This window comes from Cupriavidus sp. PET2-C1, from assembly GCF_054515855.1.
In genome coordinates, this window is sequence record NZ_CM137260.1 from 62,245 (window position 1) to 75,144 (window position 12,900).

Genomic DNA, 12,900 nt, shown 5'->3' on the forward strand with positions numbered 1-12,900 from the left:
TGTTAGCTGGAGCGAAGGGCGGCAAGCAGCCCTTCGATCGGTTGTAAACGAATATCCAGTTCGGCAAGCAGTACGCTGCGCATATCCCTGCGGAACACGTCCAGCCATGCGCCGGAAGTGACCGCCGCAGGCTCGCCCGCGGCCTGGGCGTCGGCCAGCGTTGCCTGCTCGGCCTGGCGCAAGCGCGCGAAGTGGCCTTCCAGCAATGCGGGCACGCCACCAAGCAGGCTGCGCTCGCGCGCACCCAGTGCCCCCTCCATGACAGCATCCACCGCCGCGAGCTGCGACAGGGCGGGCGTCCTGGCGGCCAGCATCGCCCGCAGGCGGCCGCGCAAGCTGCCGATCTCGGTCTCCATCGTCTGCTGCATCGAGAGATAACGCTGACGATACGTCGCGTAATCGACCGCTGCCTCCGTGGAGTCTCCCTGGGCAGGCGCCTGCGGTTGCCCGCGCCGCTTGGCGGAGGCAACGGCGCCATCGCCTGCGATGGCATTCGCCAGCGCGGCTCGCACACGGTCGCACGCAAGCGCCTCGGCGCTGCCGAAGGCGCGCGCGCCGGGGGCTACCGGCGGCGGGTTGCCGTTCAGGGCCGTGGACAGTTCGATGGCGTCGGCCCAGCCGAGCCACTGGCTCAGTCGGTCCGAGAGCGATTGTCTGGGTTCGGGAACATCGACGTCCGCTAGGCGCGCAAGCAAGCGAATGAGCGTCGGGCCGCTGCAACCTGTGTGCTGTGGAGCTTGCACCATACCGGCTGAATCAAAAACCCTGCAGTTTACACGCCAGCGAGGGGTGGACCTATCGCATTTCGCTTTGAATTGCGAATACCCAGGCAGAGTCACATCAGATTCACATGCCGCGAGATTTTTCGGCCGGAACAGAGATGGAAACTTTCGCCATTAAGGGGTTGCCGAGCAGGGGCGATTAGTCCATAATGCAGTCCATTGATTCGGCGGGAGGCCAAAAAACTCCTTAAGAATCAATGGCTTAGAGTATTTTTTTGGTAGTAAGGCAACTTGCAGTGATTGTAATTTGCAATCGTTGCCCATGTGGCTCAGTGGTAGAGCACTCCCTTGGTAAGGGAGAGGTCGGCAGTTCGATCCTGCCCATGGGCACCATGTCTTTTCCCCAGGTTCGCGTTCTTCGCGCGGGCTGTCAAAGCTAGCTGGTGCCGACAAGCTGTTCCTCCCGGCCCACGCCACGCTCGCCAATGCGGAATCACCGCACCGGCTGCCTTCAAGTTTCAAGCTTCTCGTTCCTCGTTTCAGGTTTCAGCTTCCCCCAAACATAAAGCTCGACACGGTAATGCCGCCAGCGAAGTCGTCTTCGTGGTAGACGCGCGTGGCAATGTCGTCTTCGGCCGCGCCCACGGCGACCATCAATGGCAACAAGTGCTCTTCTCGCGGATGGGCCTGCCGGGCGGCGGGCGCGCTCTCCCAGCCCGTTAGCGCGGCGGTGCGCTGCGCAGGGGTGGTCGTCGTCAGCGCTTGCTGGAGCCAGGCATCGAACGCGGCCGATGGCGCTTTCCCTGCGGGGCCGAATGCGCGCAGGTTGTGGTAGCTCAGCCCGCTGCCGACGATGAGGATGCCTTCGTGGCGCAGCGGCGCCAGCGCTCGCCCGAGTGCGAGATGCGTTTGCGGATCGAGCCCGCGCTTGAGCGAGAGCTGCACGGTCGGCATGTCGGCGTTGGGATAGATGGCGGCCATCGGCGCAAACATGCCATGGTCGAAGCCGCGCAGCGGATCGAGCCGCGCCGCCAGGCCGGCGTTATCGAGCAAGCCCTGCACGCGCGCGGCGAGCTGCGGTGCGCCCGGTGCCGCGTACTGAATCCGGTAGGTGAAATCCGGGAAGCCGTAGTAGTCATAGATCATGGGCGGCTTCGGGTTGGCCATGACCGTGAACTCCGGCTCCTCCCAGTGCGCTGAAATCATCAGTACGGCCTTGGGCGCAATGCCCGTGCGCTGCACCAGCTGGGGCATCTGCTGCAGCGCGGCCTTGAGCTTGTCGTAGCGGCCGCCCATCTGGGCTTCCATCCAGGGCCAGGGCCCGCCGCCGTGCGAGATGAAGAACGTAGGGAGTGCAGGCGTTGTCATCCGAGCCTCCTGTTGACGTGGTGTCAGTGTGGGTGGCGCTGCCCGGCGGCGTAGCCGAGCAGGCCGGACAGATCGCGCGCGGCGCGCTTGACCTCGCGCTCCACGCGTTCGCGAAGATCGGGGGCGCGCTCGAAACGAATGTCCGGGCCGGCCACGCTGATGGCAGCCACCGTGGCGCCGCTGGCGTCGAACACGGGCGCCGCGCAAGAGTCGATGCCGGGCTCGAACGCGGAGAAGCTCCAGGCGCAGCCGCGCTCGCGGTCGGCGGCGAGGATGTCGCCCAGGCGGGCATACGTGGCCGGGCTTTGCCCGGTGACGGTCGCCAGCGGTTCCTCGCCGAGCCGCTCGCGCAGCGTGTCTTCCGGCAGGCCGGCAATCAGCATGCGGCCGGGCGTGGTGAGGTGCGCCGGCACACGGCTGCCAACCTGGATATTGCTGACCAGCGAGGTCTGCGGCATATCGCGCAGCAGGTAGAGCACGTCGCCGCCATCCAGCACGCCGAGATAGGCGGAGAGCTGCAGCGATTCGCTCAGGGCGGCCAGCACGCGCCGTGCAAAGACGGTGAGATCCTTGCCTGCCAGCACCTTTGCGCCCAGCTTGAGCAGAGCGAAGCCCGCCTGGTGGCCGCCCTGCGGCAGCCGCTCCACCATGCCTTCGTGCTCCAGCGTGGCGAGCAGGCGCATCACGGTGACGCGGTTCACGTCGATGCGCCGGCCGACTTCGCTCAGGTTGGTGGTGGAGCCGCCTTCCGCGATAAAGCGCAGCAGCCGCATGGCGCGGATCACCGGGCTGACCAGTTGCGTCTTGTCTTCGTCGCCGCCGTTGGCGGCATCGGCGGCATCGCTTGCGTCGGGCGCGGGCTGGTTCAGCTTGGGGTTCTTGCTCATCGGTTCCGTGGACGGGTGGGCGGCGAGGTAAGCCTGCGGACTTGGTGCTTAGCCGAGGGCTACCTGCCAGGCGTTGTAATCGTACACCCAGTCCGCGTTGCCGCCCTCCTTGAGCCAGGCGTTGCTGCGCGAGCCGATCTGGATGCGGCTGGTGCGCTCAAAGCGCGCGGCCCGGTAGCGCGCGAGCGCGCTGGGGATGTCGTCGCCATTGGCTTCGGCCAGGCAGCGCGCCAGTACCACGCCATCCTCGATGGCCATGCCGGCGCCTTGCGCCATGAAGGGCATCATCGGGTGGCAGGCGTCGCCCATCAGCACGACGTTGCCGGCTGACCAGGCGGGCAGCGGATCGCGCACGTACAGCGCGGAGATCAGCACGTCGTCGCAGGCATCAAGCAGCGCGCGCGCTTCGGCATGAAAGCCAGCGTAGGCCGCGCGCACGTCTTCCACGCGGCCCGGCGTGGTCCAGGATTCGTTGCGCCAGGCTTCCTGCGCCACCGTGGCGAAGATAAAGATCTCGCGGCCGCGGTTGAGGGGGAAGGTGACGATCTGCGAGGTCGCCTCCGGGCCCCACCACTTGGTGAAAGTCTGCAGGTTCGGCACGCCAGCAAGGCGCTCGGCCGGCACCACCGCGCGGTAAGCCACCACGCCGGTGAAGACCGGATGCTCGGGCCCGAACAGCGCAGTGCGCACGGCCGAGTGGATGCCGTCGGCACCGATCAGCACATCCACGTCTTCCTGCGTGCCATCGGCGAAATGCAGCGTCGCGCCGGCCGCATGCCGCTCGATCTGCGCCGCCTTCTTGCCCAGCTTGACGCAGGCCGCCGGCAGGGCGGCTTCCAGCGCGGTCATCAGATCGCCGCGGTGCATGGTGAGCTGCGGCGCGCCGTAGCGGATCTCCGCCTCGTCGGACATGGCCAGCCGCGAGGTTTGCTCGCCGGTGTTCCACACCCGGCTGATGCGGTGGCTGGGCCGCGCGGCGGTCTCGCGCAATGCCTCGCCCACGCCCAGGCCATCCAGCGCGCGCACGGCATTGGGCGTGAGGTTGATGTCCGCGCCGACCCGCGCGAAGCGCGAGGCTTGCTCGAACACCACCACGTCCTTCCCGAGCTTGCGCAGCGCAATCGCTGCGGCGAGTCCGCCGATGCCGGCGCCGTTGATGCCAATCTTTTGTGAAGCCATGGTGCTTGTTCCTCTGGGGGTCGCCTTGGTGTGGGCCCGGGTGTGCGCCTCGCTGCTCAGCGATTGCGTTTGCCGGCGTGTATGTTCAAATATGAACGTAATGTTCATAAAAGAATATAAAGACGAAGTGGGGATGTCAATCCGAGGGTTTACGCGAGGGGGAATGAAAAAAGAGGCCGCATGGGGCCTCAGGGGAAGTGAAATGGGAGGAGGGGGGGGCGATGCGTTGGCGGTAGTCCGCAGGCGGGAAACCGACGCCGGCAGCTTACTGCTGAGCGCTGATCGCTCCGAAATCTGCTGCCATACGCCAGCGGTGAACTCCGCCACTGGAACGTCGTCGTTGGTTATGGCTTGGCAGGCTCGCGGCTGCGCACGACGTCATAAGGCCGTAGAGCTTCGAGCTGGTTTTGCCGTTGATCGCTGCAGGTCCAAGTACAAGCGCGGGCCGATGCCTGGCTTGTTCGTGGAGCTGGGCCTGCCGAGTCGACTAGTGCTGACGCTTAGAGCTTGGCAACAGCCATCAACTCCGCGACCGTAACCTCAAGCGCAGTCGCAATTCTCAAAAGATGCATCATCCCCAAATTCTGTCCTCCCCGTTCCACCGAACTCATATAGGAGCGGTCGATGCCGGCCAGATGGGCAAGCTCTTCTTGGGAAAGGTCACGCTGAAGGCGGACCTCTCTGATTGCGGATCCCAACTGAACAAGAGGGGCGGCACCACCGTGCCTTGGGGAAGCTATTGGCATTTAGAAGCTTGGCGGGCAACTGGCTGTTGAGTATCTGGGGAGCGAGGCAATCGCTGCCCCCTCGATCGGTCGGCCTTGAGAGGAGCGGGGGCGATGCATTGGCGGCAGTCCGCAGCCGGAAACCGAAGCCGCAAGCTTACTGCTGAGCGCTGATCACTCCAAAATCTGCTGCCATACGCCAGCAACGAACTCTGCCCCTAGAACGTCGTCGTTGGCAATGGCTTGGCAGGCTCGCCGCTGCGCACGACGTCATAGGGCGGCTTCGGGCACGGGCGGTCGGGCTTAGTCGACCGCCTGTTCGCGGTTCACAGGGTAGACGGTGCTGATCGAGGCAATGAAGGCTTTGCCAGCGGAATTCAGGCCCTTCGCGCCAAACTGGATGCCGATCTCGACGAATACATAACCCGTTTTCACAACCTCGGTCTTGTTGACGCGGCTGCCAATCGGAAGCTTCACGTAGAGGCCGCCGGGGCTGTGCAGAACACAGTCGCCAACCGCATCGACCTGGAGAAGCCGGGCCAGTTCGGAAAGCTCTTCCTTCTTGGAAATAACATGGAGCTCTGCCGATTGGTCATCCATCCGGAGCACGTACTCGCCGCCGGCTTTGCGTTCAATATGAAGCAGGTCTTCGCGTTCTTCTCCAATGAAGTACGCCATGAGAAATGGGGCGCACGCGCTTGAGACTTGCGCCTGGGGCAGGGTATCGGCTGTGGCAAGCGGCGAAGCAAGCGCAAGCCCGAGCGTCATGGCGAGCGCACCAAGCCATCTCCGGTAAGTTGCGGTTTCTCTTGGGCGCATCTCCCGACTGAGCCTGGCACGCAATTCGTCACTTTGGTCTTTCATCGTTTTCCTTGCCGCTTTCCGGTCAGAATTCACGCAATACCCAGCCACTGATAAACGCAAAATACTCGCGCAGCCAGGCGTTGTAGCGCAAGTACAGCGGCGTTGGCGCTCCTGCGCCAGACACCGCCTGGAACCCAGCCTTATGCGCGATCCGCTTCGCGCGCACCAGATGAAAATCACTGGTCACCAGCACCAGTGGATCCGCGGCGCTCACGCCCTGTTGCGCAAGCAAGCGGTGGCTGAAGAGCAGGTTTTCCTCCGTGCTGGTGCTCCGGTCCTCCCGGATCAGGCGTTCCGGTGCCAGGCCGTGCGCGATCAGGTAGTCCGCCATGATGTCCGCCTCACTGCACCGCAGCCCGAAATCCTGGCCGCCGCTCACCACGACTCGCGCCGCCGGCCATTGCCGCGCCAGCGCCAGCCCTTTGTCCAGCCGTGCAGCCAGGGTGGGCGACGCGGCGCAATGTGGCGTGCCGGAACCCAGTATGAGGATGGTGTTTGCCTTAGGTCCCGTTGCCGGGAAGTTCGCGTTGCTGGCGCTGATGAAATAGAAGAACATCCCTAGCGTCACCAGCCAAACGGCAAATGCGGTGCGGCCCAGCGCCCAGATCCATCGACGCCGTGGGCTGGCCGCGCGCCAGCGCGCTACCCGCTCCCAGCGCCATGACAGCGCGAGAAAGGCCGCGCCGATCGCCAGAGGGAGGACGACCCCAAAGTTGAACAGCCCCATCAGCATCAGGGCGATGGCATCGGCCACCAGCAGTGCGCCAAGCAGGGCAAGGCAGGCGCGCCGCCAGAATGCGCCAGTCTTCAAGTCATGCATTGTTGTTCAGACCCCTATCGTTAGTCAGCATGTTTTAGCGAATATAAGTGTGCTTATGCGTGTTTATGCGCGCTTATGTGTGTTTTGGCGTGATTCAAGGCCAGGCGCTGGCGGGCTGGCCATGCAGCCTTCAGATCAATCGACAATGACGGGCGTGTCACTGGCATCCAGGCAAACGCTCAGTTGCGAGCCTGCTTTGCTGAAGGCGCAATACGGTAGCGGCGCGCGCAGCGCGTTGGCGAGGGGGATGGCGACGAAGATCAGGATCAATGCGCCGGCGACCACGGATCGCACCACCACCTTGGTGCTCGATATCGGACGGTGACGCCGTGCGCGGGCCGCTCTGACATGCAGGAATACCCCGCCAATCAGCAGCACTACGCCAACCAGCATCGCCGCGGCAATCTCTTCCCGCTCTGGCGATAGCAACAGGTTGCCATCGTGCGTGACGGGATAGTGCAACAGCCACCAAGCCCCCGCGCCTGTTTGCACGATCCCGGCCATGCACCAGGCTGCGCGGTGCCCGGCCAGACGAAACGCCGTTGCCAGGAGCAAGCCCGCCATCGCCGCGATCCAGGCGCCGGCATACATCATTTGATTGAAACTACCGCCAAACAGGGTGCCGCCCACGTCCAGTGGCCGCATTCCATGGAAGTCGATCAGGCCGAGACACGTCAGGATGCCCAGAAGGGCAATCCAGCTAAGCGCGGTGTCCAGCCATAACCACTGCTTGGGCACAGGTTGCGTCATTGCGTCATTGCGTCACGGGTGCATTGCCGGCGTTCTGCCCACGCATCATCGAGCCTGGCTCTCGCCCAGCGAGCGCAGGAGGGCCGGCACCTTGGCGCTGCTGGTGGCCTGCACGCGGGTGATGAGGTCGTAATCCACCCGGCGCATGCCGTAAGTCTCGGCGATATCGTGCTGCAGGCGGTGCCAGAGGTGGCAGGTCATCTGCGCGTCGGCCATGGCCCGGTGGGCGCGCCCGGCCTTCGGCAGGCGCAGCATATCCACCAGCGTCGACAACCTGTGGTTTTGCGCATGCGGATAGACGCGCCGCGAAACCAGCATCGTGCAGGCGAAGGTCTGGTCGGCCGGCATGTCCAGCAGCGAGAGCTCGGCCTGCCAGAACCTGCGGTCGAACCCCGCGTTGTGGGCCACCACGGGATGCTTGCCGACGAACTGGGCCACCTCCCGCATCACCTTCGACGCCGCGGGTGCCGACGCAATCATGTCGTTGGTGATGCCGGTGAGGTGCACGACGTCCGAGGGAATGCGTCTGCCTGCGTTCATCAGGCTTTGATATTGGTCGACGACTTCCCCGTCGCGCAGCAGCATGACTGCGATTTCCGTGGCCCGGTCGCCTTGACGCGGTGACAGTCCTGTCGTTTCAAAATCCAGAACCGCAACGGTCTGCATGGTGTTCTTTTCCTGTTTCCTATTGTTAGTGAATCGCCCGCCCGGGGTGGCGGGTCAGGACGACTGCGTCTGCGCCGCCGGTGCGGGCTGCAACGCCCGCCGCCGCGCGCGCGCTGCCAGGCCGCTGCCCAATGCCCAGCGCAACGTGGGCGCCAGCACACGCATCCCGGCCAGCGAGACCGGACGGCGGATCGCGGTGCTGCCGTGCAGCCCGAGTTCGCGCTGCGCCCAGCGCGGCAATAGCGCAATGCCCGCGTCGCCCATGACGCGCACCGCCGGCACCAGCAGTGGGCTGGCCACCGGCATCGCCATGACCAGCCGCACCACTTCGCGGGTGCGGTCGCTCACCACCAGTTGGGGCCGCATGCGCTCCAGGTAGCTGGCGATGGCGTCGGCGCTGCGTGGCACGCCGGTGGCGCCGAGCCGCTCGGCGATCTGTGCCACCTCCGCGTAGTAGCGGTCCTGCTCGGTGACCGAGAGCGGGCCGACATAACGCAGGTAGGCGGTGAGAAAGCTCGACACCTCGGCCACATGCACCCAGGTCAGCAGCGCCGGATCGTCGGCCGCGTAGGGGCGGCCATCTGGCGCCGTGCCCTTGATCGCCGCGTGGATGCGCCTGACCCGGTCAATCAGCGCCAGTGCATCGGCGCGGTTGCCGTAGGTGGTGCCGGCGATGAACTGCGCGGTGCGGCCCAGCCGGCCCTGCATATCGGTGCGGAAGGTGGAATGATCCCACACTCCGGCCAGCGCCAGCGGATGCATGGTCTGCATCAGCAGGGCGCTGACGCCGCCGGCCAGCATTGCGGGGAAATCCGCGTGCACGCGCCAGCAGACCGCGTCCGGCCCGAACAGGCCGGGATCCCCGGGCGGGTTGTCGTAGTCGAGGCTGAGGCCGGAGTTGCTGCGGGTCAGGCCCCGCACCTGCGCGCCGGCACGGGCGCGCAGGCGGTCGAGCAGCCGCCGGGGGAGGGGGGCGGCCTGGGGCGTGGAGGGTGGGGTGCCGGGTTGTTGGCCTTGCGAGCCGCTCATAGGTGCCTGGTGTGCGTGATATGCGAGGTTGATCGACCGCCGCTCAGTCAATGCATCAGTCAATGCATCAGCAAATGCTCAGTAGTAATGCAGGTCGGTCGCCTTCCCCCAGAATACACGGTAGGCATACACCGTGTAACCCAGGATGGTCGGCAGCACCACTGCCGCGCCCACCAGGATCACCCCCAGCGACTCCGGCGCGCTCGCAGCTTGCCAGATATCGATCTTGTCCACCACCAGGTACGGGAAGATGCTGTAGGCCAAGCCGTTGAACGCCATCAGGAAGATCACCGCCGTGCCGGCGAAGGGCACCCAGCACCAGCGGTCGTTGCCACGGTCGTGCATGGCCGGCAGGCGCCGCAGCAGGCGGTCGATGAGGATGAACAGTGCCACCGTCACCAGCGGGATCGGCGCCAGCAGGATGATGTTGGGCAGCGAGAACCATTTGTCGAAGATGCGCTGGCTTACCATCGGCGTGACCAGCGAGATCGCCGCCACGCCAATGCCGGTCAGCCACAGGCAGCGGCGCGCCCAGTACATGGCGCGCCGCTGCAGGCTGCCGCTGGTCTTCATGATCAGCCAGCCCGCGCCCAGCAGGCAGTAGCCCGCCACCAGGCACAGGCCCACCACTACCGCAAAGGCCAGATCGGGCCAGCCGTGCTGGAATCCGGTGATATACAGGCCGAGCATCAGGCCCTGCGAGAAAGCGGCCAGCAGCGAGCCGGCGTAGAACGCGCGGTTCCACCACGGCTTGTGGTGCGCGCGTGCCTTCACGCGGAAGTCGAACGCCACGCCGCGCAGGATCAGCCCCGCCAGCATCAGCGCCACCGGCAGGTAGAGCTGGGTCAGGATCACGCCGTGCGCAATGGGAAAGGCCACCAGCAGCAGGCCCACGCCCAGCACCAGCCAGGTCTCATTGGCATCCCAGAACGGGCCGATGGAGGCGATCATGGTGTCCTTGTCGGCATCGTCCGCGCGGCGCAGCAGCACGCCCACGCCCAGGTCGTAGCCGTCCAGGATCACGTAGACCAGCATGGAGATGCCCATCAGGGCCAGGAACACCAGCGGCATCCAGCCGGCGGGTTGGGTCAGGTCGGTCATTCTGCGCTCCGCAGTTCGCCAGGCAACACGGCTTGAGAGGGTTCGGTCCGCGGGTTGTCCACCTTCGGGTCGGTCCCGGCCTTGCGCGCCAGGTAGAACACCACCGAGACATAGGCCGCGATCAGCGCCAGGTAGAGCGCCAGGTACATCGCCAGCGTGGAGGCGATCATCGCCGCCGGCACCTTGGACGCGGCCTGCGCGGTGGTCAGCACGCCGTACACCAGGTAAGGCTGGCGGCCGATCTCGGTCACGTACCAGCCAGCCACCAGGGCCACCCAGCCGGAGAAGGTCATGGCAATCAGCACGCGGGCCATCCACGGCGCAGGCTGGCCGCCACGGCGCAACTGCCACGCCGCCACCCACGATGCCGCCAGCATCAGCAGGCCCACACCCACCATGATCCGAAAGGCGAAGAATAGCGGCGCCACCGGCGGGTGCTTGTCGCCAAAGGCATCGATGCCCTTGATTTCGCCATCCATTTGATGCGTCAGGTAGAGCGAGGCCAGCTTTGGAATGGCGATCTCGAAATCATTGCTTTGCGTGCTTGCGTTGGGCACGCCGAACAACACGGCGGGCGCGCCCTTCTCCGTCTTCCAGATCCCCTCCATCGCGGCGATCTTGGCCGGCTGGTGGTGCAGCGTATTCAGGCCATGCAGGTCGCCTGCCACGATCTGCAGCGGGATCAGCACCGCGGCAATGGTCACGCCGGTGCGCAGCGACGACAGCACCTCCGGCGCCCGGTCGTCACGCAGCCAGCGATACGCGGAGATGCCTGCCAGCAGAAACGCAACAGTTAGCCCCGACGCCAGCAGCATATGCACGAAGCGGTACGGGAACGACGGGTTGAAGATCACCGCCAGCCAGCTCGTCACATGCGCGCGGCCATCGATCATCTCGAAGCCCGCCGGGGTTTGCATCCACGAATTCAGCGCCAGGATCCAGAACGCCGACAACGTGGTGCCGCCCGCCACCAGCAAGGTGGCGATGGTATGCGTGCGGTTGCTCACCCGGCGCATGCCGAACAGCATGATGCCGAGGAAGGTCGCCTCCAGGAAGAACGCCGTCAGCACCTCGTAGGCCAGCAGCGGACCGGCCACATTGCCCACGGTCTCCATATAGCCCGGCCAGTTGGTGCCAAACTGGAAACTCATGGTGATGCCGCTGACCACGCCCAGCGCAAAGGTCAGCGCAAAGATCTTCACCCAGAAACGGTACGCCGCCATCCAGCGATCATCGCCCGTCTTATTGAAGCGCAGCTTGAAAAACAGCAACACCCAGCCCAGCGAGATGCTGATGGTGGGAAACAAGATGTGGAACGTGATGTTGGCGGCAAACTGCACGCGCGCAAGCACCACCGGGTCGAGCGACGAGAACATGCAACTACTCCTTCCGGGTGCGGGTCGTCTTGGCTTTCACGGTACTGGCAGGGGGTGTGCCGGCGCGGGATTTGCCGCCGATGGCCAGGCTGAGCTTGTCCTTCACGTCCAGCAGCTTGTTGACCTTGGAGCCGAGCTTCATCAGCTTTTCCAGCGTGGCCACATCCAGCTTCTGGATCTCGCCGAACCAGCTCGTCACCAGCAGGATCAGCCCGTACATCTCCTTCATCCGCTCCTGCGCATGGCGATCGTTCGGATCGCTCACGGTCTCCAGCTGGACCTCGCGCAACATGGACAACGTGGGATCGATCTCGCGCCGGCGGCGCTCCTCGGCCAGGGTGCGGAAGATCGCCCAGACATCGTCAGGTGCCGAGAAATACTCGCGGCGGTCACCCGGCTGGTGAGACAGCTTGACCAGGTTCCACGACTCCAGCTCCTTCAGCCCGATGCTGACGTTGGAGCGCGAGAAGCCCAGCGCTTCGGCGATTTCGTCGGCGTTGAGCGGGCGGGACGCGGTAAACAGCAAGGCATAGATTTGCCCAACCGTGCGGTTGATGCCCCAGCGGCTGCCCATTTCACCGAAGTGAAGCACGAAGCGCTGGATCAGGGGCGACAGATGCATCTTGTTTGTTTTGAATTTTTAGGAAGTTGTGAAAGTTTAGTATGAAAAGGCGGGATGTGCTGCGGTGCGGGGTGCGACAACGGGTCGCTGCTGTCACTGCCACGTCTCAAAGTTAGTGTCACGTCTCATAGTTAGTGGGTTGGATTCTCAAAGTTAATGGGTACACGATTGCGGAAGAGAGCAGGCCAGCCCGGGCGAGCGCAGTGAGTGAGTGTGCGGTGGGATGTCGTCCGGAAGTCGATGTCGTATACCGTGACCTCGCCGGTTCACCAATTCCTCACTTGTCCGGCGCATACCTTGTCGCGTCCCTCGATCCCAAGGCGCCGAACAATACAGCGCTACTGAGGGATGTTGAGTTGGGACGCGCCATCCAGGAAGAGTTCCTGGCGGCGGACGTGGTGGTCATTGGTGTCGCGTTCTACAACTTCAGTATCGCCAGTCAACTGAAGGCCTGGATCAATCGCATCGCCGTCGCGGACAAGACCTTTCGGTAAACGGACAGAGGTGCGGAAGGACTCGTGACCGGCAAGCGCATCATCCTGGCCGTTGCACGCGGCGGGTACTATGGCCCCGCTTCGCGCAACGCGGCACTGGAGCACGCGGAAGCCTATCTTCGAAGTGTATTCTCCTTCGTTGGCGTGTCCCAGCTCGAAGTGGTCGCCGCCGAGGGGGTGTCTGCCGGTGTCGAACAAAGGCAAGTCGCTATCGAGCAGGCACGGCGAAAGATAGACGATTTGCTCCCGACCTGAGTGCAACCAAGTCGTCAGGCCAGGGGAAACGGCGAGACACGA

General features: G+C 64.6%; 13 protein-coding genes, 1 tRNA gene and 1 pseudogene. 2 read left to right on the forward strand and 13 right to left on the reverse strand.

Annotated features, from left to right (window positions below):
• Positions 1–2: 2 nt before the first annotated feature.
• Positions 3–746: a DUF3348 domain-containing protein gene (locus ACX12D_RS20280; protein WP_459375320.1), complete on the reverse strand. Its 744-nt coding sequence runs from the start codon at positions 744–746 to the stop codon at positions 3–5.
• Positions 747–1,040: 294 nt separating this feature from the next.
• Here ACX12D_RS20280 and ACX12D_RS20285 point away from each other — a divergent pair.
• Positions 1,041–1,115 (forward strand) — tRNA-Thr (locus ACX12D_RS20285).
• 153 nt (positions 1,116–1,268) lie between these two features.
• On the opposite strand, the gene ACX12D_RS20290 is transcribed toward ACX12D_RS20285, so the two are convergent.
• The 12 genes from ACX12D_RS20290 to ACX12D_RS20345 all read right to left on the reverse strand — a co-directional run bounded on the left by ACX12D_RS20290 (position 1,269) and on the right by ACX12D_RS20345 (position 12,109).
• Entirely contained in the window at positions 1,269–2,090 is an 822-nt protein-coding gene (locus tag ACX12D_RS20290; protein ID WP_459375321.1) for a DODA-type extradiol aromatic ring-opening family dioxygenase, read from the reverse strand.
• A gap of 23 nt (positions 2,091–2,113) precedes the next feature.
• On the reverse strand, positions 2,114–2,977 hold the full coding sequence (locus ACX12D_RS20295) for an IclR family transcriptional regulator (RefSeq protein WP_459375322.1): 864 nt from the start codon (positions 2,975–2,977) through the stop codon (positions 2,114–2,116).
• Between the two features lie 48 nt (positions 2,978–3,025).
• Positions 3,026–4,156 (reverse strand): FAD-dependent monooxygenase, encoded by a 1,131-nt coding sequence (locus ACX12D_RS20300; RefSeq protein ID WP_459375323.1) that lies wholly within the window; start codon positions 4,154–4,156, stop codon positions 3,026–3,028.
• Positions 4,157–4,656: 500 nt separating this feature from the next.
• Positions 4,657–4,902 carry a helix-turn-helix domain-containing protein gene (locus ACX12D_RS20305; RefSeq protein WP_459375324.1) on the reverse strand — a complete coding sequence of 82 codons (246 nt, stop codon included), beginning with the start codon at positions 4,900–4,902 and terminating at the stop codon, positions 4,657–4,659.
• A gap of 282 nt (positions 4,903–5,184) precedes the next feature.
• Entirely contained in the window at positions 5,185–5,745 is a 561-nt protein-coding gene (locus ACX12D_RS20310) for a hypothetical protein (RefSeq protein ID WP_459375325.1), read from the reverse strand.
• Positions 5,746–5,767: 22 nt separating this feature from the next.
• Positions 5,768–6,565, reverse strand: coding sequence for a YdcF family protein (locus tag ACX12D_RS20315; RefSeq protein WP_459375326.1), 798 nt, complete (start codon positions 6,563–6,565; stop codon positions 5,768–5,770).
• 135 nt (positions 6,566–6,700) lie between these two features.
• Positions 6,701–7,315 carry a hypothetical protein gene (locus ACX12D_RS20320; RefSeq protein ID WP_459375327.1) on the reverse strand — a complete coding sequence of 205 codons (615 nt, stop codon included), beginning with the start codon at positions 7,313–7,315 and terminating at the stop codon, positions 6,701–6,703.
• Positions 7,316–7,360: 45 nt separating this feature from the next.
• A complete protein-coding gene (locus tag ACX12D_RS20325; protein WP_459375328.1) occupies positions 7,361–7,981 on the reverse strand; it encodes a 3'-5' exonuclease in 621 nt (206 codons plus the stop codon).
• Positions 7,982–8,035: 54 nt separating this feature from the next.
• Positions 8,036–9,010 carry an oxygenase MpaB family protein gene (locus ACX12D_RS20330; RefSeq protein ID WP_459375329.1) on the reverse strand — a complete coding sequence of 325 codons (975 nt, stop codon included), beginning with the start codon at positions 9,008–9,010 and terminating at the stop codon, positions 8,036–8,038.
• A 78-nt stretch (positions 9,011–9,088) separates the two neighbouring features.
• A complete protein-coding gene (locus ACX12D_RS20335) occupies positions 9,089–10,111 on the reverse strand; it encodes a cytochrome d ubiquinol oxidase subunit II (RefSeq protein WP_459375330.1) in 1,023 nt (340 codons plus the stop codon).
• Positions 10,108–11,487 (reverse strand): cytochrome ubiquinol oxidase subunit I, encoded by a 1,380-nt coding sequence (locus ACX12D_RS20340; RefSeq protein WP_459375331.1) that lies wholly within the window; start codon positions 11,485–11,487, stop codon positions 10,108–10,110. Before ACX12D_RS20340 ends, ACX12D_RS20335 begins: the two co-directional genes overlap by 4 nt.
• A gap of 4 nt (positions 11,488–11,491) precedes the next feature.
• Entirely contained in the window at positions 11,492–12,109 is a 618-nt protein-coding gene (locus tag ACX12D_RS20345) for a GbsR/MarR family transcriptional regulator (protein WP_459375332.1), read from the reverse strand.
• Between the two features lie 281 nt (positions 12,110–12,390).
• Between ACX12D_RS20345 and ACX12D_RS20350 the strand changes: the two are divergent.
• A pseudogene (locus tag ACX12D_RS20350) lies at positions 12,391–12,858 on the forward strand (FMN-dependent NADH-azoreductase).
• Positions 12,859–12,900: the final 42 nt, after the last annotated feature.